The organism is Halopenitus salinus (genome assembly GCF_042662125.1).
Lineage (GTDB): Archaea > Halobacteriota > Halobacteria > Halobacteriales > Haloferacaceae > Halopenitus > Halopenitus salinus.
The window spans coordinates 299,500-324,376 of the sequence record NZ_JBHSXL010000009.1 but is presented as its reverse complement, the minus strand read 5'-3'; the positions used below and the strand labels follow the sequence as shown (position 1 = coordinate 324,376).

The window sequence follows — 24,877 nt, the reverse complement described above, 5'->3', positions numbered from 1 at the left end:
CTTTCCCCTCTCGGAAACCGTTCACCGGTCGGAAACCGTTCACCGAGTTGTACCCCCTTACCGTTCCTTCGGAACCCGGTCCGGCGCGTGGGTCGCGAGGAACTCGAGGATCCGGTCGGCCCCGACGAACCCCTCCGCGAGGCGGTCGACCGGCTCGCCGTCGACGACCACGAGAAGCGTCGGCACGCTCGCTATCGTGAACCGCTCGATCAGCTCGGGGTCGTCCCGCGGGTTGATCGTCGCGACCGGAACGTCCGCCGCGCGTGCGACCGCCCCGAGAACCGGCTGGATCGACTCACACAGCGTACACCCTTCGGTGTGGAACTCCACGAGGACGATCTCGTGGTCGGCGAGGAACGCGTCCAGCTCCTCGGCCGAGTGCATCTCCACGGGCCTCGCTGGAGCGTCGCCGTCCGTCGTGTCGATCCCCGCCGTCTCACCGTCCGCCGTGTCGCTGTCCCCCTCGGTATCGCCTCGGATCGTCGACTCGCCGGTCATGGGTACGATTGGGGCGGCAGGGGCAAAGCCTCGTCGCCGGTCGCTCCGGGGACGAATCGATGCGGGACCGCAAGCGGCGCCCGGTTCGACGGTGGCCGTGGGGTTGAGACTCCTCAGCGGCGACCGCAGATGCTCACCAGGTCGTGGAGGTCGTCGATCTCGTAGGTCGGCTGGCGCGTCAACTCGAAGTCGCGGCGGTGTGGACGGCGGATGAACGCCGAGTCGATCCCGGCGTTGTCGGCCGCCTCCAGGTCGGACTCGTTGTCGCCGACGAAGAGCGCGGTCTCGGCCGAGAGGTCCTCCAGCGCGCGCTCGAGGTAGTAGGGCGACGGCTTCTTGCGCGAGAGGCTGGCGATCGACGGCTCGCGGCCGTAGGCGGTCTCGAATCGTCCGGCGAGGCCGAAGTGATCGAGGAGGAAGTCGACCGTCGCCTGCTGGTTCGAGGAGACCACGCCGAGGGCGGCGTCGATCTCGTCGAGGACGTCGAGGTCGTCGTAGGGCGTCTTGCGGCCGGCCCGCGCGTCCTCGACCTGCGCGTCGCTCGCGACGCGGTCGCGAACGCGCCAGAACTCGCTCGGATCGATGTCGTACCGCTCGCAGACGTCCGTGAGCGTCGCGGGCGTCACGCCGATGGCGACGTCGTCCACGTGGGCGAGATCCGGGTCCTCGACGCCGACGCTCTCGAAGGCGTTCCAGGCCGCCTCCCGAAGCGTATCGAAGGGTGTCCGTCCCACGAGCACCCCGTCGTTGTCGAAGACTACCGCGTCGTACACGTCCGTACTCGGGGCGACACGCGGAAAAAGGTTTCAACTGACGCGGTAGCGCGCGATCGCTTCGGCCGCGCTCCGATCCTCACCCCGTCGGAACGACGTCGACCACCTCGCCCTCGATGAGCCGTCCGAGGACGACGTGTGGCACGGCGGGACCATCCCTCCCGTCGCGTTCGAGTCGTCCGATGAGCCCCTCCGCGATCCGGCGTGCCACGGCGAGGTCCGCCTCGTCGTCGACCTTGTTGAGCAGGGGGACGACACGTGCGCCCTCGGGAACGTTCCTCAGGCCGCCCCGATCGCTCGCGAGCACCGCGGCGACCGTCTCCGGGCCGATCGGCTCGCCGATCTCGGCGTCGACGCCTGCGGCGCGAGCCACCTCGCGGACCCGTTCCGGCCGGTGGACGGACTCCTGATCGAGGGGCTCGCCGACGGCCGAGACGCTCGCGATCGGCACCACGACGTCGACGGAATCGGGGATCTGCGGTTCCGCCTCGCCGGGCGCCTTGAACTCGCGCATTCGCGCGCCGTCGGCCTTGATCAACACGCTTCCGTCGCCGCGGTGGGCGTCGACGATCGACGCGGCAGCCTCACGACCGTACCCGAGATATCGGTCGTCCCGTCCACGCTCGCGCTCGCGGACCAGCCCGAGCGGGAACTCGTTCGGAGACGCGTTCGCGAGGCGATCCACGGGGTCGTCCGTGACCTCGACCGTTTCGACGTGCGGGTCGAAGATCGGGATCCGGACGGACGCCGTGATCACCGCTCGATCGAGGCGCTCCGCGAGCGCGTACATCGTCGTCTTCTTCCCGCCCGCGCCGACCACGGCGATCGCGGCGTCCTCGGCGAAGAGCGCCTCGGTGAGGTGCATCGAGGTCGAATACGGATTCGGATCGAAAAGCGCTGTCGCCGTTTCACGTCCGTGTGTTCGTGTTGGTGGTGTGGTAACACGACGTCGATCGCAGAAAGGTTAATAGGCTCGATGCCAAAGAATGGCTTGCCGCGCGGGAAACCCAAATCGTGTGCCTCTGACAACCGAATTTGGTTCGTCGTCCCCCCGACGATCCCCCCCGCACGCGGCTTTTCGACGCGAGTGCTCCGCCCGGTGAGGCTCCCCTCCGCGCGTTCGTTCTGGCTCCCGGTACCGATTTAGCCTCGGCGACACAACGGTCGCCATGACCATGGACGCCGACGCGCTCGCGGCGGAGCTTCGCAGCTACGGGATAAGCGTCGAGGACCTCTCGGTCGACGAGGATGCCCTCCGGGTCACCTACATGACCGCGTTCCCCGGCGACACCGTCCACCACCCCGAGATCGGTCGTGCGTGTAACGCCCTCATCGACCTCCAGGAGGCCGACCGCTGGGAGCCGACGCGCGTCGAGGCCACCGTCGAGCGCGCCCCCGGGGACGTACTCGGCCGCTGGCACGTCGAGCCGGAGTGGTTCGAGCGGCTCGCGTCCTACGAGCTCTCGGAGACCGAATTCTCCACGCGCGTGGTCGAGACGATCGACCACGCGTCCGAGACGTCGACCGCGGAGGACGCCCCGTGAGCCGACGGACCCCGCGAAACCGCGCCCAGCGAGACCTCGATCGCCCGGCGCGCGAGCGGTATGCCACCCGTTCGCTCACCTTCGAGATCGGCGGCGACACCTGCCGCGGCACGCTGTATCTCCCCTCCGGGACGCCGGACCCGCCTGTCGTCGTCATGGGGCCGGAACTCGGCGCGGACCGGTCGTTCGGCCTGCCGGCGGTCGCGGAACGGTTCGCCGCCGCCGGATACGCGGCCTTCCGGTTCGACTATCGCGGCTTCGGCGACTCCGGGGGAAGCGATCGCCGGATCGCGCCAGTCCATCATCGCGAGGACTACGACGCCGCGGTCGATCGCGTCCGTCGGATCGACGACCTCGGCCCCGGCGTCGCGCTCTACGGCTCCGGGCTCGGAGCCCTTCACGCCCTCCGGGCCGCGTCCGATCGCCGCGACGTCGACGCCGTTCTCGCCATCACGCCGCTCCTCGACGGCCGTGCCCTCCTTCGTCGTCGCGCCGCCAAGCCCTTCCTGGCCGCGATGGCGACCGGGGTACGGGACGCGACGATCGGACGTCTCGGCGGGGGACGAACCGTCCCGATCGTCGGAGGGGAGGCCGACCGAGCCGTCCTCACCGACCCCGGCGCCAAACGGGGGTACCTCGACCTGGTCGACCGCGAGTCGACCTGGCGCAACGAGACGCCCGCCCGATCCCTCGTCTCGCTCGCCCGCGCTCGGCTCGGTGACCGGATCGAGGACGTCCACGCGCCCACGCTGATGCTGGCGGGCGATCGCGACGCGCTCGCGCCCGAACCCGCGGTCGAATCGGCCGCCGATCGGCTCCCGTCGTCCACCTACGTTCGAATGCCCGCCGACCACTGGTCGGTCTACGGCGCCGACTTCGAACCCGCGGTCGGCCACCAGATCGCCTTCCTCCGGGACGCATTCGACGCCTAACCGTGGCGGCGTCTCTTTGGAGCGCGGAGTTCTCGACCCCCAGGAACGGGATCGTCCGCGCGCATTTATGTCTCCGCCGGCCGATCGATCCGACATGACCGCAATCGCGCTGTTGAGCGTCGCGCCCGTGATCGAGGGAAGCATGTCCGGCGAGGTCGCGAAGGCCGTCGACGCCCTGGAGGCGTTCGACGTGAGCTACGAGACGAATCCGATGGGAACCGTGATCGAGGCCGACGACGCCGCGACGCTGTTCGCCGCGGCGCGGGCCGCCCACGAGGCCGTCGACGGGGACCGGGTCTCGACGGTGTTGAAGATCGACGACAAGCGGACCGCCGACGTCTCGGCGTCGGAGAAGGTCGAGGCGGTCGAGGACCACCTCGGCCGCGAGGCGTCCGGCGGCCGGTGAGCGCGCCGGTGCGGACACCTTGATAAGCCCCTTAGGCGAGGAGCGCCCACGGGCGGTATGGACAGCATCAACCGGACCGCGATCGAGCTCGTCGACGAGGCGCTCGACTTCGCCGGCGAGTTGAACGTCGCGGCCTACGAGCTGGAGAACGAGGCGACGGTCCTCGACTTCGGCGTCCAGGCCGACGGCGGCATCGAGGCCGGGATCCTCCTCGCGGAGATCCAGACGGCGGGCCTCGCGAACGTGACGAGTACCATGGACCGGGTCGCCGGCACGCCCCGTCCCTTCATCGAGGTGACGACGGACCACCCGGCCATCGCCCTGCTTTGTTCCCAGAAAGCGGGCTGGGAGCTCGAGTTCGACGGGTTCGAGGGGCTCGGATCCGGTCCCGCCCGCGCGCTCGTCGGCCGGGAGACGGAGTTCGAGCGGATCGGCTACTACGACGAGTTCGAGTTCGCGACGCTTTCGGTCGAGTCGACCGCGCTACCCGACGAGACGGTCGCGGAACACGTCGCCGACCTCGCCGGCGTCGAGCCCTCGGGGGTCTTCCTGCCGACCTTCGCGACCGGGTCCATCGTCGGATCGGTGACCATGGCCGCGCGCGCGGCCGAGCTCGCGATGTTCCGGCTTCTGGAGCTCGGCTACGACCCGACGGACGTGCTCACCGCCTCCGGCTCCGCGCCGGTCGCCCCGGTCAGCTACGACGAGGACGTCGCCATGGGTCGGACGAACGACGCCATCGCCTACGGCGGCGAGGTCTACCTGCGGGTCGCCCGCGACGACGCGCGCTTCGACGAGCTCGTCTCGACGGCTCGCGACGACTACGGCACCCCCTTCCTCGAACTCTTCGAGTCGGCCGACTGGGACCTCTATGACGTCCCCGAGTCCGTCTTCGCGCCCGCCCACGTCACCGTCGACGTCGTCGACGGGCCGACCTACACCCACGGCGGGGTCGACGACGCGATGCTCGCGGAATCGTTCGGCCTCGAGTGATCGCCGGGACGCCCATGCCGACCGACACGAACTCGGATCCGGACGCCGGCGAATCGGACGTCCCCGAACCGAACGCCGGGGAACCCTCCGTCGACGAATCTCGCCCTCCCGATCGACGCGCCGCCGTCCGGTTCAAGATGGTTCCCGCTCCGCCCCAGGACCGACCGCTCGAGCGACTTCGCGATGCGTGGCGGACGGTCCCGATCGTCCCCGCCGACGAGGACGACTGCTGTGAGCGGCTCATGCAGCGGGTCGGATTTGCGAGCCGGGACGTCTCGCGCACCTGGCTCACGTTCCTGCGCGCGCTCGGCGTCGTCGAGCGGACCGGGTCGGGATTCAAACGCGTCGGCGAGGAACCGGCGGCCGAACGGCTCCGCGAGGCGTTCCTCGATCGGATCCTCCTCTCGCACGAGGTGCTTTGGGCGGCCTCCAAGTGCGGGAGTGGCGCCGCTCTCGCGACCCCGAAGGCCGTCTTCGACCGGATCCGATCGGACGTTCCGACCTACGAGCGGTACAAGAATCCCGACTCCTGGGAGTCCATCTGGCGGGAACGAACCGGTCACGTCCTCGAGTGGCTCGTCGCGTTCGACCTCCTCGAGCGAGTCGGACCTGCCGGTACCGACCTCGATGACGATGCACGTGGGGAAGATCCGATCGGGTACGTCCCGACCGATCGCGGACGCGATCGGATCGAGTAGTTCGGCCATCGCGTCCGACGGACGTCGACCGCGACCGCATTGACGACCCGCGACCGTGGCCGTGTACTACTCCTCGATCGCGACCGCGTTGACGAGTCCGGTCTGTCCGGGACGTGAGGTGACGCGCGCGCGTCCCTCGCTCGTCTCGATGACCGCGCCCTTCGTGATGATGTTTCGGCGGACGTAATTGACGTTCGAGGGGTTCTCGACCACGTTCTCGATCTCGGCGGTCACGGTCTCGCCGCCGTCGGCGATCTGGGCCGTGTTCGTCGAGAGCGCGCGGACCTTCGTGTCGTTTCCGCGGGCGTCGACGTACCGGAACCGCGGCTCGCCGACGGTCGTCTCGGCGGGCTGGCGGCCGAGCTGGTGTCGCTTCTTGTCGTGGGAGGGCCGCAGTCGACCCCCGGTGCGCTTGCGCGTGGAGCGTCCCTGATCCTTCATACGTCCGGAGACGGCCAGCGAATACTTGAACCGTTCGACTCGGGGCGCCCTTCGCAGGGCGCGCGCGACGGTTCGGTAGCTTTACCGGCGTCGATCGCCGGGATCCGTTCATGAGTCTGCAGGTCGCCGTCGCCGTCCCGTTTCGACAGCGGGGCACGGACCGCCTCGGCGAGGGCGAGTTCGTCGTCGCCCTGTCGCTCGATCGCGACTGGTTCTCCCCCGACCAGGCGAAGCGGCTCGTCGACCTCGCGAGGGGCCGTGGCCTGCTCGATATCGACCCGGAGACCGACGATCTCGTCCCGGGATTCGACCTCGACGCGGTCGAGATACCCGAGGACTTCACTCCCGACGAGAGCGTCCTCCGCGAGCAGTCCACCTTCGAGCGCGCGCTCGAGACGATCGTGAGCAACGGCGTCGACAAACAGACCGCCGTCGCCTCGATCAACGAGCGACAACGCGATCTGGGGATCTCGATCGAGGCTGCCGCGGTCGTCTACGCGCGCGAGCGCGGCACTGACGTCGACGGACTGGCCGATGCGGTCCGCCGGGAGATCGTCGAAAGCACGACCGACCGAGCGGACGGGAACGTTCCCGACGGGGAGACCGACGCGGGAGGTCCCGTCTGATGGTCGAGGATCGGCTGACCGACGGCGTCCGGATCGCCCAGCTTCTCTCCTCGGAGATAACCGGCGACGCCGGCCGACTTCGCGAGCTTCGGGTGACCGACGCCGATCCCGACGTCGAGGCGACCGTCGACGGCGAGTTGGCCTACCGGATCGTCCTCGACGATCCGGACGGTTCCGACGACGTTGATGGCGATGACGCCGATGGCAATGGCGACGACGGTACCGGTAGCGATGTCGGCGACGGTGGCGACGTCGGAACCGGCGACGGCGGCCGGGAGATCGCCGCGGTCCACGTGCAACCGGACCGCGCACGTCTCGAGTTCAACGAGGCGCCAGAGATCGTGGCCGAGGCGGCGAGTCAGGCCGGGCTTCGGGTTCGTCCGACGGCCACGAGGCCGCCGCGGACCATCGTGTTCCTCGAGGACGGCGCACAGGTCAAGTGGGCGCTGCCCGTCCTGGAGTCGGTTCTCGAGTCGGTTCTCGAATCGGAGTAGGGTCGGCCGCCGTTCCGGATCCTCTCCGAGTTGGATCCTCACTCCTCACGGCGTGCGAGCCCGGTCAGGTGCTCGATCTCCGGGAGGATGATCTCCTCCATCCCGAGCCGGACGGCGTTCCTCGATCCGGGCAGGCAGAACACCGGGACTCCGTCGGCGATCCCGGCCGTCGCACGCGATCCGATCGTTCGCGTGCCGACCTCCTCGTAGGAGAGCCGACGGAACGTCTCGCCGAAGCCCGGGAGGTCCTTCTCGAAGAGCGGCGCGACCGCTTCCGGGGTCACGTCGTCCGGCGTCACGCCGGTGCCCCCGGTGGTCACCACCGCGTCCGTATCCTCACGGCTGACGAGCCGATCGATCGTCCCCTGGATGGCGTCGAAGTCGTCCCGGATCACCTCGCGGACGGACACCTCGTGGGCCGCCTCCCCGAGGGCGCTCTCGATGAACTCGCCGGAGGGGTCGTCGTCCATCGTCCGCGAGGACGTCACCGTGACGATCGCCACGCGAACCCGATCGAGGTCGTGAGCGTGGTGGTCGTGGCCGTGGTCCTCGCCGTGGTCGTGATCTTCGTGTTCGCCTGTACCGTCGTGATCGTGGTCCTCCCCGTGGTCGTGATCGTGTCCGTCGGTCATGTCCGACCGTACCGTCCGGGCGCACAAAGGCTTCCGGCTCCCGCGTTCGTGCCGACCCACATCCGATTCCCGCATCCGAGCCCATCGGCTTCACCCGCCCGCGTCCGAGTCCATCGGCCACGGAACCGTTTAGTCGCTCGCCGTGGTGTCGATCGGTATGCGATCGGTGACCTTCTCCGAACACGGCGACCGCGACGTGATCGAATACGCCGAACTGGCGGACCCCGAACCGGCCGACGACGAGGTTCTCGTCGACGTCAAGGCCGGCGCGCTCAACCACCTCGACGTGTGGACGCGCCGCGGGCTTCCGGGGGTCGATCTCGAGATGCCACACACTCCGGGCAGCGACGCGGCCGGTGTCGTGGAGTCGGTCGGAGCGGACGTCGAACGCTTCGAGCCCGGCGATCACGTCGCGGTCTCGGCGGGCGTCTCGTGTGGCACCTGCGAGTTCTGTCGGGACGGCGACCCGACGCTCTGCTATCGGTTCCGGATCCTCGGCGAGCACATGCCGGGCGTCCACGCCGAACGCGCCGCGGTTCCGGCGGACAACCTCGTTCCGGTCCCCGACCACGTCGAGTGGGAGGTCGCCGGCTCGGCCTCGCTCGTCTTCCAGACGGCCTGGCGAATGTTGCACACGCGCGCGGAGGTCGAGGCCGGCGAGCGCGTCCTCGTCCTCGGCGCCTCCGGCGGCGTCGGCCACGCCGCAGTGCAGATCGCGGACCACGCGGGCTGTGAGGTGTTCGCGACCGCCTCCAGCGAGGCGAAGCTCCGCCACGCCGAGGCGTGCGGGGCCGACCACGTCATCGACTACGAGGCGGACGACTTCGCCGAGGAGGTCGCGGCCCTGACCGACCGCCGCGGAGTCGACGTCGTCGTCGATCACGTCGGCGCGGCGACCTACCCCGACTCGCTGGCGTCGCTCGCGCGCGGAGGCCGGCTCGTTACCTGCGGAGCGACGACGGGGCCGAACCCCGACGCCGGACTCAACCGGATCTTCTGGAACCAGCTTTCCGTCATCGGCTCGACGATGGGGACACCCGGCGAGGTCGACGACGTCCTCGAGCACGTCTGGGACGGCACCTTCGAGCCGCGGATCCGGGAGACATTCCCGATGAGCGAGGCCGCGGAGGCCCACCGGCTCCTCGAGGATCGTGAGGGCTTTGGCAAGGTGGTGGTAATTCCCGACAGTGAGCTCTGATCGCAGCGATCCCGGCCGTTCCGATCGCGTGGACGATCCCGATCCCTCCGAGGCCGACGCACGTCCCGAGCCGGACGGGTTCGGCCGCGCCGGGTGGCTCCTCGCGGCCGCCGTGATCGGCTGTACGCTCGTGATTCCCGGGATCATCTACGTTTACCCCTACGCGGTGGGCGTCTTCGACCTCGGCTTCTTCGGCACGTACCTCGCCTTGCCGATGGTCCCCGCCGTGCTGTTGGGTCTGATCGCGGTCTGGACGATGACGGCGGCGGCGCCCGACCGGAGCGACTCCGAAAGCGGGGCCGGCGACCGGACCGACCTTGAGGGCGGGACCGGAGACCGGGAGGACCACGCGGCCGGACGCGATCACGATCTGATCTTCGACGACGATGCCGGCGTGAACGGACACGATCACGACGTCGACGCCGAGCGTGACTCCGACTCCGAATCCGACTCCGCTTGATGGCGGTCCCTCCCCTGACGGGGGAGGGCGATCCGGTGGGTCACCCGATCGAACCACCCACGCGACTCAATCTTTAACAACTCGCCGGCGCGTAGTTAACATATGACCGTCGTCAGCGTCTCGATGCCCGAGGAGCTGTTGGAGCGGATCGACCGATTCGCGGAGGACCACGGCTACACCGGCCGCAGCGAGGTCGTTCGCGAGTCGGCCCGCAATCTCCTCGGGGAGTTCGAGGACGCCAGCTTGGAGGACCGGGAGCTGATGGCCGTCGTCACCGTGCTGTTCAACTACGAGACGACGAGCGTCGAGGAGCGCATGATGCGGCTGCGACACGAACACGAGCGGCTCGTCGCCTCGAACTTTCACAGCCACGTCGGCGCCCACTACTGCATGGAGCTTTTCGTCCTCGAGGGGCGCCTCGAGGAGATCTCCTCGTTCGTGGGCAAGATCCGCGCGACACAGGACACCCTCTCCGTCGACTACAGCGTGATGCCGGTCGACGAGTTCGGCCCCGTCACCCCGGAGTGAGCGCTCGCTCGCACATCCCCGCCCGGGCCACCTCGGCCGGGGCGGCCCGTTCGACCGCCGCGGTAGGCTAGTCGGAAACGTAAAGAGCGCACGTCGGCTAACTGCCGCCATGGCGGACTGTCCACTCGCCGACGACTGCCCGAGCTTCGAGGAGCGAATCCAGGGGATGGGCTGTCAACACTACGGCGATCGCGGGGGTGCCGAGTGGTGTCAACACTACGATATGCCGATCCACGAGCTGAAACGCCAGCCCGTCCAGCCCGGCGAGGAGGTCGTCGTCGAGGTCGACGACATCCACGAGAGCGGCGCCGGCGTCGGCCGCACCGACGACGGGTTCATCGTTCTCGTCGACGGCGTCCTCCCGCCGGCGCGTGCGGAGGTCCGGATCCATCGCGTCAAGTCCAACCACGCGACTTCCAAGAAGGTCGTCGACCGGCTTCCACTCGAGGAGGATGAAGACGACGAGGACGCGGACGACGCGGGTTCGGACGCGGCGGACGGCGCCGACCCGGACTCGGCCGACACGGAGGACGCGGTCGACGACGACGAGGACGAGGACGAAGCCGACTCGGAGCGTGAGGGAATCGCCAGGGAGCGCCTCGGCAGTCGCGAGAACTTCTGGGGCCGGTAGAGGCCCCTCCTCCTTCCCCCGGAGGAACCCGGACAGTCCGTACTGTACCTTTTTCCGCCCGCATCCCCTCCCCGGTGACATGGATGCAGACGACGGAACGGGCGACGTCGATCGAGGCCGGGACCGAACGGATTCCGGGGACGGATCCGGCGGCTCCGCTGGCGACCTCGGATCGTTCGAGGGTGCTGACGCGATCGACGCGGACTCCGTCGACGACCTGCTCGAGCGTGCCGGATTTCGTGCCGACGGGAGCGTGCTCACCCGTCGCCAGGCCGAGGTGCTCGTGTTGCGCGAACGCGGCATGAAGCAGTCCGATATCGCCGCCGTACTCGGCACCTCGCGTGCGAACGTCTCGAGCGTGGAGTCGAGCGCTCGCGAGAACGTCGAGAAGGCCCGCGAGACCGTGGCGTTCGCCGAGACGCTCACGGCGCCGGTCCGCGTCGAGATCCCCGCCGGAACCGACCTGTACGACGTTCCCGGAACCGTCTACGACGCCTGCGACGGGGCGGGCGTGAAGGTCAACCACACCGCCCCCGAGCTGATGCGGACGGTCGGCGACGCCGCCGGCGACGCCGTCCACGGGCGCGAGGTCAAACGACGGCTTCTCGTCACCGTGAGCCACGACGGGACCGTCCGCGTCCGCAGGCCGTGAGGTTGATCGGCGTTCATTGGGCGTACGGCTGATCGACGTTCTCCGATCGCGAGGGTGACCCGCATCCGCCGAACGCGAAGCCGAGCGACGATCAGATCCGCTCCGCGATCCGTTTCGCGTGCCGGGTCGCCCGCTCGCGAATCTCCCCCGCGTCCACGCCGACGTGTTCGCCGTCGTCGTATCGCACCGTGCCGTCGACCATCGTGAAGGCGACGTCGTCCCCGTGGGCCGCGTAGACGAGGTGTGAGACCGGATCGTGGATCGGGGTCGTCCGCGCCCGATCGGCGGACAGCCCGATCACGTCCGCGCGGTACCCCTCCCGGAGCGCGCCGATCCGGTCGAAACCGGCCGCCCGCGCGCCGCCCGCGGTCGCCATCCCGAGGACGCGTTCGGCCGGCAGCCGGGTGGGATCGAGGGCGTCGACCTTCCCGAGGAGGCTCGCCTGGCGCATCTCCGTGAACGGGTCGAGCGTGTTGTTACACGGCGGTCCGTCGTTGCCGAGCGCGACCGTGATCCCCCGATCGAGGTACTCCGAGATCGGGGCGATCCCGCTCGCGAGCTTCATGTTCGAGGAGGGACAGTGGGTCACCACCGTCCCGGTCTCCGCGAGCAGCTCGCGCTCGCGCTCGTCGGTGTGGACGCAGTGGGCGAGGGTCACGTCGGGTCCCGTGAGACCGACCTCGTCGAGGAACCGGAGGTTCGAGGTCCCGGTCCGCTCCTCGACGGCCTCGACCTCCTCGCGGTTCTCGTTCGCGTGCGTGTGGATCCGGACGCCGTCGTGGCGATCGGCCAGTTCGCGACAGCCCCGCAGGCACGCCTCGGTACACGACAGCGCGAATCGGGGGGTCACCGCATATCGGATCCGGCCGTCGGCCGCGCCGTGGTACTCGCGGAGGAGCGACTCGCTCTCCGCGAGGGCGGTCTCCGCGTCCTGTTCGAGTCCCGACGGCGAGTCAGCGTCCATGAGTACCTTCCCCATGCGGGCGCGGATCCCTAGGTCGATCGCGGCCTCGAAGGCCGCCTCGGAGTGGTGGACCGTGAGGTGGTCGACGACGGTCGTGGTTCCCGACTCGAGACACTCGAGGTAGCCGAGTTCGGCCGCCGCTCGAGTCGCCTCCGCGTCCATCTCCGCCTCCATCGGGAGGACGTGATCGAAGAGCCACTCGAGAAGCGCCGCGTCGTCGGCGATCCCCCGACCGATCGACTGCACCGAGTGGACGTGGGCGCCGACCAGTCCCGGCGCGACCAGATCGAACGCGCGCCGCTCGCGGTCCGGAAAGCGGTCGACCAGCTCCTCGCGGCCGCCGACGGCAGCGATCTCCGATCCATCCACGACGACGGCCCCGTCCTCGATGACCGTCCCGGGGTCCGCCACGACCGTTCCCGTGAGCAACATCCCTGCCGAACGAGGTCCCGTGCGGTGAAGAGGCTGTCCGTTCGCCCCGGCGGCACACCCGGGGAGGACGGTCCCCCGATCCGGCGTCGAATGAGCAGCGTTTTCCGGACGCCGCCCCCACCAGGGGACATGACCGATTCGGACTCCGACAACCCGACGGCGACGATCCACACCACTCACGGCGACATCGAGGTCGAGCTCTTCGCGGAGCGCGCGCCGCGAACCGTGGAGAACTTCGTCGGGCTCGCCGAGGGCGCGAACGACTACGAGAACACCGAGGTCGCTCCCGGAACCGGCGCCTGGGAGGACCCCGAGTCGGGCGAAAAGCGGATCGACCCGCTCTACTCCGACGTCGCCTTCCACCGCGTCATCGACGACTTCATGATCCAGGGCGGCGACCCGACCGAGACCGGCCGCGGCGGCCCGGGCTACCAGTTCGACGACGAGTTCCACGACGACCTCGGCCACGACGACCCGGGGATCCTCTCGATGGCCAACTCCGGGCCCGACACCAACGGCTCGCAGTTCTTCATCACCCTCGACGCCCAGCCCCACCTCGACGGCCGCCATGCCGTCTTCGGGCGGGTCACGGACGGCATGGACGTCGTCGAGGAGATCGGTTCGCTCCCGACCGACAGACAGGACGAGCCGACCACCGACGCCGCGATCGAGTCGATCGACGTCGATCGGTAGGGTCTGACGGTCGAACGCGCCGCCGGATCCACTCTTCTACTTTTTACTCTTCCACCGTCGTCTTCACGATGGTGATCGGCTCGCTCGATCGGCGAGCCACGCGCTCGGTCACCGACCCCAGAAGCCGGCGATACTCCCCGGGACGGTCCTTCGTGCCCATCACCGTGAGACCGATGTCCTCGTCGTCGATGTACCCGATGATCGCCTCGTCGGGCTCGCCGTGGTGCACCTCGGTGACGACCGAGTCGACGCCGGCGTCTTTCGCTTCGGACCCGATCCGCTCGACCGCCTCCTCGCCGAACTCCTCGAGGGTTCGTTCGACCCCCTCGAACTCGTGGACGTACTCGTCGCCGGGGTAGGCGTTGATCACGCCCTCGTCGACCACGAAGAGCACGTGGAGGGTCGCGCCGTACCGCTTTGCCGCGTCGATCGCGTGCTCGGTCGCCCGGTCGACCCCCTCGCTTCCGTCGGTCGGCAACAGGATTCGGTCGTACATCGACCGGAACTTCGTCCGGGCGTCGCTTAAAAGTGTTCGAGGGTTCCTTACGAACGCGTCCGAGGGCGTCTCCCAGTGCGCTCGAGCCCGTTCTCAGGCGATCTCCGCGTACTGCTCTGAGAGCTTCTCCGCGGCCTCCGCCATCAGATCGCGCTCGTACTCGTCGAGGTCCCACTCGATGACCTCCTCGATCCCGTTCGACCCGAGCCTCGCGGGGACGCCGAAGGCGGTGTCCTCGTGGCCGTACTCGCCCTCGAGGGCGACCGAGCAGGGGAGGACCTCCCCGGTGTCCCGCAGGATCGCCTCGACGACGTGGGCGACGCCGGTGGCGGGGCCCCACTGGGTGGCGCCCTTTCGCTCGATGACGTCCATCGCGGACTCCTGGAGGTCGGCCAGGATCGCCTCGCGCTCGTCCGGATCGAAGCTCGGATCGCGGCCGTCGACGCGCACCTTCGAGAAGACCGGGACCTGCGCGTCGCCGTGCTCGCCGAGGATCGTCGCCTCGACGTTCCGTACGGGCACGTCGAACCGCTCGGCGAGCACGTACCGGAAGCGCGCGGAGTCGAGCCGGCCGCCGAACCCGACGACCGAGTGGCGGTCGCGGTCGCCGACCTCGTAGAGGTGCCGGTTGAGCAGGTCGACCGGGTTCGAGGTCGTCACGGTGACGAAGTCGTCGTTGTACTCCGCGATCGACGAGCCGATGTCCGCCATGATCGGCGCGTTGTCGCCGGCGAGGTCGATCCGGGTCTGGCCGGGCTGGCGCGGGATCCCGGCGGTGATCACGACGACGTCCGAGCCCGCGGTGTCCTCGTAGCCGCCCTGTCGAACGGTCGTGTTCGAGTCGTACGCGACGCCGTGGTTGACGTCCGCGGCCTGTCCGACCGCCTCCGGTTCCTTGTCCGGGATGTCCACGAAGACGAGCTCGTCCGCCACGTCACGCAACGCGATGTTGTAGCCGGCGGCGGCACCGACGGTGCCGGCGGCGCCGACCACGCTCACTTTGGTCATGCCTCCGGAGAAGGGGACGCGAGTCCCCTAACCGTTTCGACGAACGTCTACAATCGGACGGGGCGCTTCACTCGGTCGCGGTCTCGATCGCCTGATCGAGGTCGGCGAGGATGTCCTCGGGGTCCTCGAGGCCGACCGACAGCCGGACCATGTCCTCCGTGACGCCCGCCGACAGCAGCTCCTCCTCGGACAGCTGCTGGTGGGTCGTCGAGGCCGGATGGATGATGAGCGTCTTCGCGTCGCCGACGTTGGCCAGAAGCGAGGCGATCTCGGTGCTCTCGACCGTCGTCTTTGCGGCGTCGTATCCCGACTCCAGCCCGAAGGTGATCATGCCGCCGTATCCGTCGAGGTACTCGCTTGCGGCCTCGTGGGTCTCGTGGTCCTCCAGGCCGGGGTAGTTGACCCAGCTCACCTCGGGGTGGTCGGAGAGGTGCTCGGCGACGATCTCGGCGTTCTCACAGTGGCGGTCCATCCGGAACGGCAGCGTGTTGAGCCCCTGGATCGTCTGCCAGGAGTCGAAGGGGGACTGCTGGCAGCCGAGGTCGCGCAGCCCGCGAGCGACGGCGGCGTAGGTGAACGCGGCGTCGCCGAACCGCTCGGTGAAGTTGACGCCGTGGTAGGCCGGGTTGTCGCCGCCGATCTCGGGGTACTTATCGGCGTGTTCGCCCCACGGGAAGCTGCCGCCGTCGACGAGGACGCCGCCGATCGTGGTGCCGGCGCCGTGGATCCACTTCGTGGTCGAGTGCCACACGAGGTCCGCGCCGTGGTCGAGCGGGTTACAGAGGTACGGCGTCGCGAACGTGTTGTCGACGAGAAGCGGCGCGTCGTGCTCGTGGGCGACCTCGGCGATCGCCTCGATGTCGGGCGTCACGAGCGCCGGGTTGCCGATCGTCTCGAGGTGGACGTAGGCGGTGTCCTCGTCGATCGCCTCCTCGTAGGCGTCGACGTCGAGCGTGTCGACGAACCGCGTGGAGACGCCGCGCCGCTCGACGGTGTGGGTGAGGTAGGTGTAGGTGCCCCCGTAAAGCGAGGAGGCCGAGACGATGTTGTCGCCGGGACCGGCGAGCAGGAAGGTCGCGAGGTTCAACGCGGCCATTCCGGAGCTCGTCGCGACGGCGGCGATCCCGCCCTCGAGGGAGGCGATCCGCTCCTCGAGGACCGCGTTCGTCGGGTTCATGATCCGCGAGTAGATGTTGCCGGGCTCCTCCAGGGCGAAAAGCGAGGCCGCGTGGTCGGCGTCGTCGAAGGAGTAGGAGGTCGTCTGATAGATGGGCGTCGCGCGCGCGCCGGTCGTCGGATCGGGTTTCGCGCCCGCGTGGAGGCTCCGGGTCGCGAACCGTTGCGTGTCGTCGTCGGATTCGTCTGCCATATCCGTCTCCTCGGCCGCCGCCGTGTTAAAGACACGCGGCTCCTGCAGGTCCTGCCGACGTTCCGGATGCGTTCGCACGCCCTCGTCGACGGTCCCGATTCGGTCGACTTAACCCGCCGACTCACCTACGGAGAGGCGATGAGCGAGTCCCGCGATTTCTGCCCGCGCTGTGGCGATCCGGTCGGCGAGCGCGCCGAGCCGCTTCCCGGTCGCCCCCGCACGCGGGACCGGAAGCTCTGTGACGACTGCTACTTCGAGGACTTCGACCTCGTCGACGCCCCGGACCGGATCGAGGTCCTCGTCTGTTCGGGGTGTGGGGCGGTCCGACGCGGCAGCTCCTGGCGGGACGTGGAGGCGCGCGATTACACCGACGTCGCGGTCGACGAGACCGCGGAGCGTCTCGGGGTTCACGTCGACGCCGAGGCGGTCGAGTGGGGCGTCGAGCCCGAACAGGTGGACGAGAACACGATCCGGATGCACTGTCAGTTCTCGGGAGTGGTCAGGGGGACCCGCCGCGAGGAGTCCGTCACCGTTCCCGTCAAGATTTCCCGGGGGACCTGTGACCGCTGTGGCCGCATCGCCGGCGGCTATTACGCCGCGATCGTACAGATCCGGGCCGACGACCGAGAGCTCACCGCGGAGGAACGCGAGCGAGCGATCGAGATTGCCGAATCGCACGTCGCCGCCCAGGAGGCGAAGGGCGACCGCGAGGCCTTCATCACGGAGATAGACGAGACCGAGGACGGGCCGAACTTGAAGATCTCCTCGAACGGGCTCGGACAGGACGTCGCGACGCGCATCACGGACCAGCTCGGCGGGAGCTTCGAGTCCTATCCGACCCTGGTCACGGAGGACGCCGACGGCAACGAGGTCTATCGGGTGACCTTCGCGGTTCGACTCCCCCGGTACGCCCCCGGCGAGATCGTCGACCCGGACGACGGAGACGGCCCGGTCCTCGTCACCGGCGTCGCCGATCGGGTTCGCGGCGTTCGCCTCGCCAGCGGGGCGGAGTACGTCTCCGGGTTCGACGACGGCGACGCCCCCGACGCCGAGCGGATCGGGTCCCGCGCGGACGCGTCGGAGACGACCGTCGTGACCGTGGAGGACGAACACGCCGTGCAGGTGCTCGATCCCGAGACCTACGAGGCGGTCACGGTCCCGAATCCCGACTTCTTCGAGAACGACGCCGACGTCGCGCTCGCGGTCAAACACGACGGCGAGGTCCATCTGGTCCCCGAACGGGACCCCGCCGCGACCGACGACGAGGAGTGAAAACGGCGGATCGACGCGGCGTTCGCTTCGACCTCCTGCTCGACCCGTTGTCCGTCCGGATCCGGCTCGGTTCCTGCCGGCTCGGTTCCTGCCGGCTCGGTTCCTGCCGGACCGGGACCCGATCGTCGTCCCGGGTCAGTCGGCGCGTGCCGGTCGCGTCTCGACCCGTTTTCGCGCCGACCGGTCGGACTCGGACACCTCGATGCCCCGTCGTTCCAGCTGCGCGATGAACTCCGTTTCGCCGATCCCGGCCCGGGACGCCGCCTGGGACAGTGTCAGCGTTCCCGAGTCGTACAGCGTGAGCGCGGTCGCCAGCCCGTGGAGTGCCATATCAGTCGATGAGGCGTGATCGATTATTAAGGTTTCTATGTCCTGTAGGGGATATTCAGACCTTATATGATATAATCACACGATCGAACTCCCGTCTCGAAGCGCGTGCGTTTAAGGATCAACGGAGGGGCGAGAGCTCGACGGACACGGGACGACGGTCGGGCGTGCATCGGTCGAGGCGGCCGATCGACGCGCGGACACAGGAGTTATGTCCGCTCGCCGGCCTACTCTGAGTGCATGGACCGACAGAAGCTGTTCGCGCTGTTCTTCGCGTTCCTGATGGTCTCCTCGATGGTGGCCTGGGGCGTCTCGCTCATCTAGGCGGCGCGGGTGGCCCGTACCGGCTCAGCCGTCGCCCCAGACGTCCGAGAGCGGATGGTTCTCGCGTCGTTTCGCGTCGCGTTCCGACCGGGTCTCCGATCGGGTATCCGACCGGGACGTCGATCGGTCGCCGCCGTTCGAGGCGCTCGAGCGGTTCTGCCCCGACGACTGACCGCTGTGGCCGGATTCCCGGCGGTCGTCCGCCGCCGCTCCCGGGGTTGCCGATCCCGGAGTCGCCGACGCGGTGACGGTCGGATCGGCGTCGATCCCGGCGAGCGCCGCCGCCGGGTCCGCCGGCGGGAGGTCGGGCGTCGACATCTCGCGGACCTGGTCGCCGAACCACGACGGCATATCGGCGCGTGCGCGATCGAAGAGGTCGAGGAGCGAGTCGTCGGCGAGGTACGTCGCGCCGGCGTCGTCGGGCGCCCGGACGACGCGTCCACACGCCTGAATGACGGTCCGCAGCGCCGCCCGGTGGTACCAGGCCCACTGGCCCTCCTCCAGGCGTCTTTCGACCCGCGAGTCGTTCGTGTTCAGGTAGGGCGCCTTGCAGATCACCTGCCAGCGACATAGGTCGTCCCTGAGGTCGAGCGCCTCCTCCATCTTCACCGAGACGAAGACCTCGGGGTCGTCGCTCGCCTTCCAGGCCTCGAGCTCGTCGTCGCGTGTTGCCTTCGTGTGCCGGCGCAGCCGCGCGGTGACGCCGAACTCGCCGAGACGATCGACGAGCTGGTCGGCGATGGCGTACGAGTGGGCGTGAACGAGCCCCTTCTCGTCGGGGTGTTCGGCCATCAATCGGACGATCAACTCGGCGATCCGGGGAAGCGTCTCCTCGCGGTGCTCGTAGGTCATCTTCCCCCGGGTGACGTCGTACAGCGGGCGGTTCTCGAGCGGGAACGTGTGCTCGACGTCGACGAGCGCGACGTCGTCCGGATCGAGGCCCACGCCGCGACAGAACGCCTCCTTCGAGAGGATGGTCGCCGAAAGCAGCGCGAAGCGGTTCCCCCGGTCCCAGACCGTGTGTCGGAGGTACCGGGCCGGGTCGAGCGGCTTGATCGTGATCGCCGTGCCCTCGCCGCCGGGCTGGTCGACGACCCACGTGGTCGGGCTCTCCGGGTCGCGGTAGTCCTCGAGGAACCACCCCAGCTCGCCGATCAGCTCCTGGAGGCGGTCGCGGCGGGCGACCTCCTCGGCGTCGAGTTCCGCCCGGCCGACGAGGTCGTCCTTCGCGCCTTCACAGACGCTCCGGAGTTGTTCGACGAACCGCGCCGTGCGATCGAGCGGGTCGTGACCGTCGCCCTCGTGTCCCGCGTCCCGGTCGCCGGAGGCACTCGCCGCCGAGACGTCCGGCACGCCCACGTCCTCCCACACCGGGACGCGGTCCGGTGACAACTCGATCGTCGCGTACATCTCGGCCCACTCGGCGAGGCCGTGTGCCTCGTCGATCACGACCACGTCGCGCTCGCCGAACACCTCGGATCCGGCCGTCTGCATGAAGTACGCGAGCGTCATGGCGGCGAACCGTCGCGAGGAGGCGATCGCCCGGTCGGAGAAGTACGGACACCGGTGTTTCACGCTGCAGTCGAACCCCCGCTGGCGAACGCAGGGGGCGCGATCGACCGGGGTGTCGTGTTCGCCCGGCAGGATGCAGGCGTAATTCGACTTGCCGCGGATCACGTTCAGGTCCTCGAGGAGGTCGTCGGTCGCGACGTCGTCGAGCTGGGAGACCTGCGGCGTCGTGTAGTACGCGCCGGTCGCCTGCCGCGGCTCGGCCGCCTCAACGGTGCGTGCGCCTCCCATGATCGCCCGGGCCAGAAGCGACTTGCCGCTGCCGGTCGGCGCGCGCACGAGGACCACCTCGTTGCCCGCCGCGAAGGCGTCGCGGACGTCGTGGAGGGCCTCCTTCTGGGCGCCGCGAAAGCTCGGCGCGGGGAACTCCGCGAGGATCCGGTCGGGGTCCACACTCCCGGGTCCGTTGCGATCGGAGTAAACCTATCGGAAGGACGGGATCGGGAGGGATTGGTCGGACCGATCGCCTCGCTCCATCCGATTCACTCGCCGTGCTCGACGTCCTCGGCGGCCCTCCGGAGCCGCTCGACGTCGTCCGCGACCGGCTCGCGATCCTCCGGAAGCCGCTCGACGCACTCGAAACAGAGAAAGAACTCGGAGCCGTCGACGAGCTCCAGGGTCATCCCCTGGGTGGACTCGAACGCGAGGCTCCAGAGGTCGCCGATCCCGCCGGCGATCCGAACGTCCGATCCACAGACAGCACAGGGCTCCGACGCCATGTCCCCGATTCGGTTCGGCCACGGATAGGCGTATCGACGTCACGGCCGCCGCCGGAGCCGGCGGAATGCGGCTTCACGGCCGCCAGGCCTTCGCGTCGACGATCCACAGCGTCCCCACCGCCGAGATTCCGCTCGCGGCTCCGACGAGCGCGGTGCTGATGGGCGCGGGGGACGAGAAGATCGCCGCGAGGAACCCGATGGCGCCGGCCAACAGGACCGGCGTGTGCTCGCGCGTCGTGGCGATCGCGATCGGAGCGACCGCCGTTCCCGCGACCACTACGGTGAGAACGAACGTCCCCATCGACGTGACCGTCGGAACGGATGCGGTCGTTGCGACGAGGCCGGTTCGGACCCCGAACAGGCCGGCGCCGGCCGCGCCGACGACGGGAACGACGGCCACGGCGCGCGGCGTCGGCGGGCGCGCCGCGAGCGCGATCGTCGCCGCACAAAGGAGGATCGCCCCGAACACGAGGAGCGCGGACGCGAGGATCGAGGCCACGGTGACCGGCTCCTCGAGCATTCGGAGCGCCGGAAACGATTCGCGTCCGTTCCACGTCTCGAGGCTTCCGACGAGGGCGAGGGCTCCGGCCGGCAGGAGGACGACCGCACGACTGCGACGACCGTGGCGTGACATACCGACGTGAGGACGGTCCGAGCCCAAAAGCCGTCCGATGCCGTTCGCGCGCATGAACGCGCATAAAGGCGTCCACGTTCAAGGATCGGCGTGTTGCGCCGAACCGCACCCGGTTTGGACGTTCACCGTCCGGGAGATCGATCGGCGTCCGGAACGTCGTTCGCCGCTCGGGGGATCGATCACCGTTCGAGTCGTCGATCCCCGCGCTCTCGCGCGCAAGCTTACTTATGCGCCGGGGTCGAAGGGAACACGACGGGGGATCCGAACGAATGACGCTGTCCGCGGGGGACGACTGGCCGGAGGACGTCGAGGGGCTCGCGAGCGACGGGCAACGCGAGTTGCTCGCCCGGGCCATCGTCAACCTCGCGGAGGAGCGCGACATCGACGTTCCCGACGCCGAGACGATCGAACGCATGCGGGCGGACGTCCACGACCTCGAACGCGACGTGGAGACGGTCGAACGGGACGTGAACGCGATCGAACGGGACGTGGACGGGATCGAGGACGACGTCGGGGCGCTCCGGACGGAACTCGAAGAGCAGATCACCGACGTCAGAAACCGCGTGATCCAGGTCCTCGAGGAGGTCGAATCCCGGGCGCCGAAGGACCACGAACACGCGGACGTCGAGGTGGATATCGACGACCTCGAGACCGCCGTTGACGATCTCTCGAGCCGGATCGACGACCTGGAGGGCGACCTCGAGTCCGCCGACTCGGTGAGCGACTCGCTCGCGGCCCACGACGAGCGGGTCTCGGAGTTCGAGACGAAACTCACCAGGGTCGCGAAGGCGGTCGTGAGCACCCAACGGCGTCTCGGCAAGCTCGAGGCGCTGCGGTCCCGCCGGAAGGCCCTCGAGGACATCCTCTCGCGGGCGAACCACCACGGGATCACCAAAGCCGCCTGCAGAAACTGTGAGGACGCGGTATACGTGGGCCTTTTGGCCAAGCCGCGGTGTCCACACTGCGATACCCCCTTCGAGTCCGTCGAGCCCAAATCCGGGTTCTTCGGCAAGCCGTGGCTCACGATCGGCGATCGACCCGCGCTCGAGGGCGAGGTCGACGGGCCGGAGGCCGCGGCGGACATCCTGGAGGACGACGATGGCTGACGACTCCGAGGCCCCCGAGGAGTGGAACTTCGACGCGGTCGACGATGACGGGACGACCGCAGCGAAGTCGGCTGGCGCGGACGAGTCGAACGACTCGGGCGATCCGGACGACTCGGGTGATCCGGACGACTCGGGCGATCCTGACGAGCCGATCGATCTCGGCGAGACTCATCATCGTCTCGACGAGACGATGGCGGAACTCGACGACGACGTCGAGGCATTCGAATCCGGATCCGACGTCGACGCCGAGGAGGACCCCTTCGCGGCGCTCGAGGCCGACGAGCCGCGTTCGACTTCGGGTTCGGCGTCCCCGTCCGAATCGACGCTCGAGGGAGGGGAGGGTGACCCCTTCGAACAGATGGACGTCGACGTGGCGACCGACGACGTCTGGGAGAGCCTCGACTCGGAGGGATCGGGCTTCGAGATCGGCGGCGACGCCACGCTCGTCGACCACGACGAGCGCCACGAGGACCACCTCGTCTCGAAACGACAGTACTGCCAGCGATGTCCCCACTTCAGCGAGCCGCCGGAAGTCGAGTGCGGCCACGACGGGACGGCGATCGTCGAGGTGGTCGGGATCGACGAGTTTCGGGTCCGAAACTGCCCGATGGTGACCGAGGACGACCCGAAGTTCGACCGCGGCGACGAGTAATCGGCCGTCGTGGAAACGATCCGGAATGCTCGATGGGATCCCCGGTTTCGGAACGAACCGTTCAAACCGCACGAGCCCCTAGCATCGGGAACGATCACCGATGCAATTTTGCGACGAGTGCGGATCGATGATGGTGTCGGTCGACGGCGAGATGGTCTGTCAAAACGACGACTGCGGCGCCACCACCGACCGCGACGACGACCTCGCGGAGCGGTTCGTCTCGACGGAGGAGCAGGGCGATTCCGACCCGATCGAGACGGAGGAGGGGGCCGACTTCGAGGGGAAGCCGACCGCCACCGACGTGTCCTGCGACGAGTGCGGTCACGGCGAGGCGTGGTACACGATCAAACAGACCGGCAGCGCCGACGAGCCGCCGACGCGCTTTTTCAAGTGTACCGAGTGCGGCCATCGCTGGCGCGGCTACAACTGATCCGAGTTTCTCTGCTCCCGCGCCGATCCGCGTTCTCACCCCCTCCCGCGTCGATCCGCACCCTTACCCGTCTCGCGCTCGAGAACACCCGTGATGGCCACGGAGGACGACGACGGCGGGCGACGAATCGACAGCAACCTGTTCGTCACGGTCTCGGGGCCGCCGGGCTGTGGCGCGACGACGCTGTGTGAGGGGCTCTCCGCCGCGATGGACTGCGGCTACGTCTCCGGCGGGGAGATCTTCCGGGACATCGCCGAGGACCGCGACATGAGCCTCTCACAGCTGGTCGCGAAGACCGGCGAGTCACAGGACATCGACCGCGAGCTCGACCGGCGACTTCGACGCATCTCCGAGAAGTGGGGCGCGGCGAACAAGGCGTTCGTCCTCGAGTCGCGTCTCGCGGGATGGATCGCGGGCAACCGCGCGGACCTCCGCATCTGGCTCGACGCGCCCGAGGAGGTCCGCGTCGACCGCACCGCCGGCCGCGAGGAGATGGAGGCGGAGATGCGCGTCCGCGAGGTGATCGAGGCCCAGCGATACGAGTCCTACTACGACATCGACGTCTCGGACCGGTCGATCTACGACCTCGCGATAAACACCGGGCGCTGGACCGAGTCGAGCACGCTCGCGATCGCTCTCGCGGCGATCGACGAGTACGATCCGGTGCGCGACGAGGGCGCGATCCCGACCCCGGACCTGGAGATCTGACGACCGTCTCCCGTTAGCACTGTCGGGACGACCGGATCCGTTCTCCGAGCCACTCCCCGATCGTCTCTCCGATCGCGTCGGTTTGACCGATGAAGAAGTGGTCCGCCGAGACCTCCGTGAGCGTGATCGCTCCGGACGGCCGGCCCGTTTTGAGCCCGCGAGCACGCTCCACGACGGACTCCCAGTCCGTGGTCGTATCGCGCGTTCCGTAGACGATCCGGACCGGACACGCGACGTCGGCGAGCGCCGCGACCGCGTCGACGTCGGGGTTGATCTGTGGTGCGGGCGCCAGCGCCGCCACGCCCGAGAGGTCCTCGCGCCCGGCGGCCGCGACGAGCGCGAGACAGCCGCCGAAGGAGTAACCGAAGAGCCCGACGCGCTCGTAGCGGTCGAACGCCCACGCGAGGGCGTTGTCCGCGTCGGCCCGCTCGCCGTACCCCTCGTCCCAGTCCCCGTAGTCGAACCGCAGACAGTCGACGCCGCGATCGCGGATGGCGGCGGAGACCGCCTCGAGCCGCTGGTCGCCGCGATGGCCGCCGTGTTGCGGGTGGGGCGGACACGCGACGACGCAGGCGGTCGGGAGCGTGTCGTCCCCGGCGCGATCGAGGGTCGCCCGGACGTCTCGACCGCCGGGAACGAGGACCGTCTTCGAGTCGGTCACGATCCGG

The 24,877-nt window shown here is 69.0% G+C and carries 31 protein-coding genes and 1 pseudogene; 18 read left to right on the top strand and 14 right to left on the bottom strand.

Annotation, left to right across the window (positions count from 1 at the left end):
- Window positions 1-57: 57 nt before the first annotated feature.
- The 3 genes from ACFQE9_RS11105 to yqeC form a co-directional block, all read right to left on the bottom strand.
- The gene (locus ACFQE9_RS11105) at window positions 58-498 is read right to left on the bottom strand and encodes a thioredoxin family protein (RefSeq protein WP_379744404.1); all 441 of its coding nucleotides are present in this window, start codon (window positions 496-498) and stop codon (window positions 58-60) included.
- A 113-nt stretch (window positions 499-611) separates the two neighbouring features.
- Entirely contained in the window at window positions 612-1,271 is a 660-nt protein-coding gene (locus tag ACFQE9_RS11100; protein ID WP_379744402.1) for an HAD family hydrolase, read from the bottom strand.
- 79 nt (window positions 1,272-1,350) lie between these two features.
- Complete coding sequence (gene yqeC, locus ACFQE9_RS11095; RefSeq protein WP_379744400.1) at window positions 1,351-2,136, bottom strand: selenium cofactor biosynthesis protein YqeC; 786 nt, start codon at window positions 2,134-2,136, stop codon at window positions 1,351-1,353.
- Between the two features lie 304 nt (window positions 2,137-2,440).
- On the opposite strand from yqeC, the gene ACFQE9_RS11090 reads away from it, so the two are divergent.
- From ACFQE9_RS11090 to ACFQE9_RS11070, 5 genes are all read left to right on the top strand, one after another.
- The gene (locus ACFQE9_RS11090; RefSeq protein WP_379744398.1) at window positions 2,441-2,815 is read left to right on the top strand and encodes a DUF8159 domain-containing protein; all 375 of its coding nucleotides are present in this window, start codon (window positions 2,441-2,443) and stop codon (window positions 2,813-2,815) included.
- On the top strand, window positions 2,812-3,747 hold the full coding sequence (locus tag ACFQE9_RS11085) for an alpha/beta hydrolase (RefSeq protein ID WP_379744396.1): 936 nt from the start codon (window positions 2,812-2,814) through the stop codon (window positions 3,745-3,747). The genes ACFQE9_RS11090 and ACFQE9_RS11085 overlap by 4 nt, the downstream gene beginning before the upstream one ends.
- A 94-nt stretch (window positions 3,748-3,841) precedes the next feature.
- Window positions 3,842-4,153 (top strand): thiamine-binding protein, encoded by a 312-nt coding sequence (locus ACFQE9_RS11080; protein WP_379744395.1) that lies wholly within the window; start codon window positions 3,842-3,844, stop codon window positions 4,151-4,153.
- 57 nt (window positions 4,154-4,210) lie between these two features.
- Window positions 4,211-5,146 carry a methenyltetrahydromethanopterin cyclohydrolase gene (gene mch / locus ACFQE9_RS11075; protein ID WP_379744393.1) on the top strand — a complete coding sequence of 312 codons (936 nt, stop codon included), beginning with the start codon at window positions 4,211-4,213 and terminating at the stop codon, window positions 5,144-5,146.
- 14 nt (window positions 5,147-5,160) lie between these two features.
- The gene (locus tag ACFQE9_RS11070; RefSeq protein WP_379744391.1) at window positions 5,161-5,844 is read left to right on the top strand and encodes a hypothetical protein; all 684 of its coding nucleotides are present in this window, start codon (window positions 5,161-5,163) and stop codon (window positions 5,842-5,844) included.
- A 66-nt stretch (window positions 5,845-5,910) separates the two neighbouring features.
- On the opposite strand, the gene ACFQE9_RS11065 is transcribed toward ACFQE9_RS11070, so the two are convergent.
- A complete protein-coding gene (locus tag ACFQE9_RS11065; protein WP_379744389.1) occupies window positions 5,911-6,285 on the bottom strand; it encodes a 30S ribosomal protein S8e in 375 nt (124 codons plus the stop codon).
- Window positions 6,286-6,395: 110 nt separating this feature from the next.
- On the opposite strand from ACFQE9_RS11065, the gene ACFQE9_RS11060 reads away from it, so the two are divergent.
- Together ACFQE9_RS11060 and ACFQE9_RS11055 are read left to right on the top strand one after the other, a co-directional pair.
- Window positions 6,396-6,911, top strand: a complete 516-nt coding sequence (locus ACFQE9_RS11060; RefSeq protein WP_379744387.1) for a DUF2240 family protein — start codon at window positions 6,396-6,398, stop codon at window positions 6,909-6,911.
- On the top strand, window positions 6,911-7,405 hold the full coding sequence (locus ACFQE9_RS11055) for a hypothetical protein (RefSeq protein ID WP_379744385.1): 495 nt from the start codon (window positions 6,911-6,913) through the stop codon (window positions 7,403-7,405). The genes ACFQE9_RS11060 and ACFQE9_RS11055 overlap by 1 nt, the downstream gene beginning before the upstream one ends.
- Before the next feature lie 38 nt (window positions 7,406-7,443).
- Here the strand turns inward: ACFQE9_RS11055 and ACFQE9_RS11050 are convergent, their stop codons facing one another.
- A complete protein-coding gene (locus ACFQE9_RS11050) occupies window positions 7,444-8,037 on the bottom strand; it encodes a MogA/MoaB family molybdenum cofactor biosynthesis protein (RefSeq protein ID WP_379744383.1) in 594 nt (197 codons plus the stop codon).
- A 157-nt stretch (window positions 8,038-8,194) separates the two neighbouring features.
- Here ACFQE9_RS11050 and ACFQE9_RS11045 point away from each other — a divergent pair, with 157 nt between their 5' ends.
- The 5 genes and pseudogenes from ACFQE9_RS11045 to ACFQE9_RS11025 all read left to right on the top strand — a co-directional run bounded on the left by ACFQE9_RS11045 (window position 8,195) and on the right by ACFQE9_RS11025 (window position 11,506).
- A complete protein-coding gene (locus ACFQE9_RS11045; protein WP_379744381.1) occupies window positions 8,195-9,235 on the top strand; it encodes a zinc-binding dehydrogenase in 1,041 nt (346 codons plus the stop codon).
- A pseudogene (locus ACFQE9_RS11040) lies at window positions 9,225-9,515 on the top strand (DUF7977 family protein); the annotation flags it as partial. The gene ACFQE9_RS11045 and the pseudogene ACFQE9_RS11040, both read left to right, overlap by 11 nt.
- A 282-nt stretch (window positions 9,516-9,797) precedes the next feature.
- Complete coding sequence (locus ACFQE9_RS11035; RefSeq protein ID WP_379744379.1) at window positions 9,798-10,223, top strand: CopG family ribbon-helix-helix protein; 426 nt, start codon at window positions 9,798-9,800, stop codon at window positions 10,221-10,223.
- A gap of 109 nt (window positions 10,224-10,332) precedes the next feature.
- Complete coding sequence (locus ACFQE9_RS11030; RefSeq protein ID WP_379744377.1) at window positions 10,333-10,854, top strand: TRAM domain-containing protein; 522 nt, start codon at window positions 10,333-10,335, stop codon at window positions 10,852-10,854.
- 79 nt (window positions 10,855-10,933) lie between these two features.
- Window positions 10,934-11,506 (top strand): Tfx family DNA-binding protein, encoded by a 573-nt coding sequence (locus ACFQE9_RS11025; RefSeq protein ID WP_379744375.1) that lies wholly within the window; start codon window positions 10,934-10,936, stop codon window positions 11,504-11,506.
- Window positions 11,507-11,597: 91 nt separating this feature from the next.
- Here ACFQE9_RS11025 and ACFQE9_RS11020 read toward each other — a convergent pair whose 3' ends face one another.
- Window positions 11,598-12,902, bottom strand: coding sequence for a 5'-deoxyadenosine deaminase (locus ACFQE9_RS11020; protein ID WP_379744373.1), 1,305 nt, complete (start codon window positions 12,900-12,902; stop codon window positions 11,598-11,600).
- A 129-nt stretch (window positions 12,903-13,031) separates the two neighbouring features.
- On the opposite strand from ACFQE9_RS11020, the gene ACFQE9_RS11015 reads away from it, so the two are divergent.
- Window positions 13,032-13,595, top strand: coding sequence for a peptidylprolyl isomerase (locus tag ACFQE9_RS11015; RefSeq protein ID WP_379744371.1), 564 nt, complete (start codon window positions 13,032-13,034; stop codon window positions 13,593-13,595).
- Window positions 13,596-13,638: 43 nt separating this feature from the next.
- Here ACFQE9_RS11015 and ACFQE9_RS11010 read toward each other — a convergent pair whose 3' ends face one another.
- The 3 genes from ACFQE9_RS11010 to ACFQE9_RS11000 all read right to left on the bottom strand — a co-directional run bounded on the left by ACFQE9_RS11010 (window position 13,639) and on the right by ACFQE9_RS11000 (window position 16,468).
- Window positions 13,639-14,091: a universal stress protein gene (locus tag ACFQE9_RS11010; RefSeq protein WP_379744369.1), complete on the bottom strand. Its 453-nt coding sequence runs from the start codon at window positions 14,089-14,091 to the stop codon at window positions 13,639-13,641.
- A 93-nt stretch (window positions 14,092-14,184) separates the two neighbouring features.
- Window positions 14,185-15,099, bottom strand: a complete 915-nt coding sequence (gene mdh / locus ACFQE9_RS11005; RefSeq protein ID WP_379744367.1) for a malate dehydrogenase — start codon at window positions 15,097-15,099, stop codon at window positions 14,185-14,187.
- A gap of 67 nt (window positions 15,100-15,166) precedes the next feature.
- Window positions 15,167-16,468 carry an O-acetylhomoserine aminocarboxypropyltransferase/cysteine synthase family protein gene (locus ACFQE9_RS11000; protein ID WP_379744365.1) on the bottom strand — a complete coding sequence of 434 codons (1,302 nt, stop codon included), beginning with the start codon at window positions 16,466-16,468 and terminating at the stop codon, window positions 15,167-15,169.
- A gap of 138 nt (window positions 16,469-16,606) precedes the next feature.
- Here ACFQE9_RS11000 and ACFQE9_RS10995 point away from each other — a divergent pair, with 138 nt between their 5' ends.
- A complete protein-coding gene (locus ACFQE9_RS10995) occupies window positions 16,607-17,740 on the top strand; it encodes a 60S ribosomal export protein NMD3 (RefSeq protein WP_379744363.1) in 1,134 nt (377 codons plus the stop codon).
- 135 nt (window positions 17,741-17,875) lie between these two features.
- Here the strand turns inward: ACFQE9_RS10995 and ACFQE9_RS10990 are convergent, their stop codons facing one another.
- The 4 genes from ACFQE9_RS10990 to ACFQE9_RS10975 all read right to left on the bottom strand — a co-directional run bounded on the left by ACFQE9_RS10990 (window position 17,876) and on the right by ACFQE9_RS10975 (window position 21,313).
- The gene (locus ACFQE9_RS10990) at window positions 17,876-18,070 is read right to left on the bottom strand and encodes a DUF7317 family protein (RefSeq protein ID WP_379744361.1); all 195 of its coding nucleotides are present in this window, start codon (window positions 18,068-18,070) and stop codon (window positions 17,876-17,878) included.
- Window positions 18,071-18,415: 345 nt separating this feature from the next.
- Entirely contained in the window at window positions 18,416-20,353 is a 1,938-nt protein-coding gene (locus tag ACFQE9_RS10985) for a helicase C-terminal domain-containing protein (RefSeq protein WP_379744359.1), read from the bottom strand.
- A gap of 89 nt (window positions 20,354-20,442) precedes the next feature.
- Window positions 20,443-20,679 carry a DUF7561 family protein gene (locus ACFQE9_RS10980; protein WP_379744357.1) on the bottom strand — a complete coding sequence of 79 codons (237 nt, stop codon included), beginning with the start codon at window positions 20,677-20,679 and terminating at the stop codon, window positions 20,443-20,445.
- Window positions 20,680-20,752: 73 nt separating this feature from the next.
- Window positions 20,753-21,313 (bottom strand): hypothetical protein, encoded by a 561-nt coding sequence (locus ACFQE9_RS10975; RefSeq protein WP_379744355.1) that lies wholly within the window; start codon window positions 21,311-21,313, stop codon window positions 20,753-20,755.
- 269 nt (window positions 21,314-21,582) lie between these two features.
- Between ACFQE9_RS10975 and ACFQE9_RS10970 the strand changes: the two genes are divergently transcribed.
- The 4 genes from ACFQE9_RS10970 to cmk all read left to right on the top strand — a co-directional run bounded on the left by ACFQE9_RS10970 (window position 21,583) and on the right by cmk (window position 24,209).
- Entirely contained in the window at window positions 21,583-22,419 is an 837-nt protein-coding gene (locus ACFQE9_RS10970; RefSeq protein WP_379744353.1) for a hypothetical protein, read from the top strand.
- Window positions 22,412-23,071 carry a DUF8135 domain-containing protein gene (locus ACFQE9_RS10965; RefSeq protein ID WP_379744351.1) on the top strand — a complete coding sequence of 220 codons (660 nt, stop codon included), beginning with the start codon at window positions 22,412-22,414 and terminating at the stop codon, window positions 23,069-23,071. Before ACFQE9_RS10970 ends, ACFQE9_RS10965 begins: the two co-directional genes overlap by 8 nt.
- Window positions 23,072-23,171: 100 nt before the next feature.
- A complete protein-coding gene (locus tag ACFQE9_RS10960; protein ID WP_379744349.1) occupies window positions 23,172-23,501 on the top strand; it encodes a transcription factor S in 330 nt (109 codons plus the stop codon).
- Window positions 23,502-23,594: 93 nt separating this feature from the next.
- A complete protein-coding gene (gene cmk, locus ACFQE9_RS10955; RefSeq protein WP_379744347.1) occupies window positions 23,595-24,209 on the top strand; it encodes a (d)CMP kinase in 615 nt (204 codons plus the stop codon).
- A gap of 13 nt (window positions 24,210-24,222) precedes the next feature.
- On the opposite strand, the gene ACFQE9_RS10950 is transcribed toward cmk, so the two are convergent.
- Window positions 24,223-24,870 (bottom strand): alpha/beta hydrolase, encoded by a 648-nt coding sequence (locus ACFQE9_RS10950; RefSeq protein WP_379744345.1) that lies wholly within the window; start codon window positions 24,868-24,870, stop codon window positions 24,223-24,225.
- Window positions 24,871-24,877 lie beyond the last annotated feature (7 nt).

What these genes read in the sequence shown, in the direction of transcription:
- ACFQE9_RS11105 (WP_379744404.1), bottom strand. Translation starts at nt 498, where the DNA reads ATGACCGGCGAGTCGACGATCCGAGGCGATACCGAGGGGGACAGCGAC.
- yqeC (WP_379744400.1), bottom strand. Translation starts at nt 2,136, where the DNA reads ATGCACCTCACCGAGGCGCTCTTCGCCGAGGACGCCGCGATCGCCGTG.
- ACFQE9_RS11090 (WP_379744398.1), top strand. Translation starts at nt 2,441, where the DNA reads ATGACCATGGACGCCGACGCGCTCGCGGCGGAGCTTCGCAGCTACGGG.
- ACFQE9_RS11080 (WP_379744395.1), top strand. Translation starts at nt 3,842, where the DNA reads ATGACCGCAATCGCGCTGTTGAGCGTCGCGCCCGTGATCGAGGGAAGC.
- mch (WP_379744393.1), top strand. Translation starts at nt 4,211, where the DNA reads ATGGACAGCATCAACCGGACCGCGATCGAGCTCGTCGACGAGGCGCTC.
- ACFQE9_RS11070 (WP_379744391.1), top strand. Translation starts at nt 5,161, where the DNA reads ATGCCGACCGACACGAACTCGGATCCGGACGCCGGCGAATCGGACGTC.
- ACFQE9_RS11065 (WP_379744389.1), bottom strand. Translation starts at nt 6,285, where the DNA reads ATGAAGGATCAGGGACGCTCCACGCGCAAGCGCACCGGGGGTCGACTG.
- ACFQE9_RS11060 (WP_379744387.1), top strand. Translation starts at nt 6,396, where the DNA reads ATGAGTCTGCAGGTCGCCGTCGCCGTCCCGTTTCGACAGCGGGGCACG.
- ACFQE9_RS11055 (WP_379744385.1), top strand. Translation starts at nt 6,911, where the DNA reads ATGGTCGAGGATCGGCTGACCGACGGCGTCCGGATCGCCCAGCTTCTC.
- ACFQE9_RS11050 (WP_379744383.1), bottom strand. Translation starts at nt 8,037, where the DNA reads ATGACCGACGGACACGATCACGACCACGGGGAGGACCACGATCACGAC.
- ACFQE9_RS11045 (WP_379744381.1), top strand. Translation starts at nt 8,195, where the DNA reads ATGCGATCGGTGACCTTCTCCGAACACGGCGACCGCGACGTGATCGAA.
- ACFQE9_RS11035 (WP_379744379.1), top strand. Translation starts at nt 9,798, where the DNA reads ATGACCGTCGTCAGCGTCTCGATGCCCGAGGAGCTGTTGGAGCGGATC.
- ACFQE9_RS11030 (WP_379744377.1), top strand. Translation starts at nt 10,333, where the DNA reads ATGGCGGACTGTCCACTCGCCGACGACTGCCCGAGCTTCGAGGAGCGA.
- ACFQE9_RS11025 (WP_379744375.1), top strand. Translation starts at nt 10,934, where the DNA reads ATGGATGCAGACGACGGAACGGGCGACGTCGATCGAGGCCGGGACCGA.
- ACFQE9_RS11020 (WP_379744373.1), bottom strand. Translation starts at nt 12,902, where the DNA reads ATGTTGCTCACGGGAACGGTCGTGGCGGACCCCGGGACGGTCATCGAG.
- ACFQE9_RS11015 (WP_379744371.1), top strand. Translation starts at nt 13,032, where the DNA reads ATGACCGATTCGGACTCCGACAACCCGACGGCGACGATCCACACCACT.
- ACFQE9_RS11010 (WP_379744369.1), bottom strand. Translation starts at nt 14,091, where the DNA reads ATGTACGACCGAATCCTGTTGCCGACCGACGGAAGCGAGGGGGTCGAC.
- mdh (WP_379744367.1), bottom strand. Translation starts at nt 15,099, where the DNA reads ATGACCAAAGTGAGCGTGGTCGGCGCCGCCGGCACCGTCGGTGCCGCC.
- ACFQE9_RS11000 (WP_379744365.1), bottom strand. Translation starts at nt 16,468, where the DNA reads ATGGCAGACGAATCCGACGACGACACGCAACGGTTCGCGACCCGGAGC.
- ACFQE9_RS10995 (WP_379744363.1), top strand. Translation starts at nt 16,607, where the DNA reads ATGAGCGAGTCCCGCGATTTCTGCCCGCGCTGTGGCGATCCGGTCGGC.
- ACFQE9_RS10990 (WP_379744361.1), bottom strand. Translation starts at nt 18,070, where the DNA reads ATGGCACTCCACGGGCTGGCGACCGCGCTCACGCTGTACGACTCGGGA.
- ACFQE9_RS10980 (WP_379744357.1), bottom strand. Translation starts at nt 20,679, where the DNA reads ATGGCGTCGGAGCCCTGTGCTGTCTGTGGATCGGACGTTCGGATCGCC.
- ACFQE9_RS10975 (WP_379744355.1), bottom strand. Translation starts at nt 21,313, where the DNA reads ATGTCACGCCACGGTCGTCGCAGTCGTGCGGTCGTCCTCCTGCCGGCC.
- ACFQE9_RS10970 (WP_379744353.1), top strand. Translation starts at nt 21,583, where the DNA reads ATGACGCTGTCCGCGGGGGACGACTGGCCGGAGGACGTCGAGGGGCTC.
- ACFQE9_RS10965 (WP_379744351.1), top strand. Translation starts at nt 22,412, where the DNA reads ATGGCTGACGACTCCGAGGCCCCCGAGGAGTGGAACTTCGACGCGGTC.
- ACFQE9_RS10960 (WP_379744349.1), top strand. Translation starts at nt 23,172, where the DNA reads ATGCAATTTTGCGACGAGTGCGGATCGATGATGGTGTCGGTCGACGGC.
- cmk (WP_379744347.1), top strand. Translation starts at nt 23,595, where the DNA reads ATGGCCACGGAGGACGACGACGGCGGGCGACGAATCGACAGCAACCTG.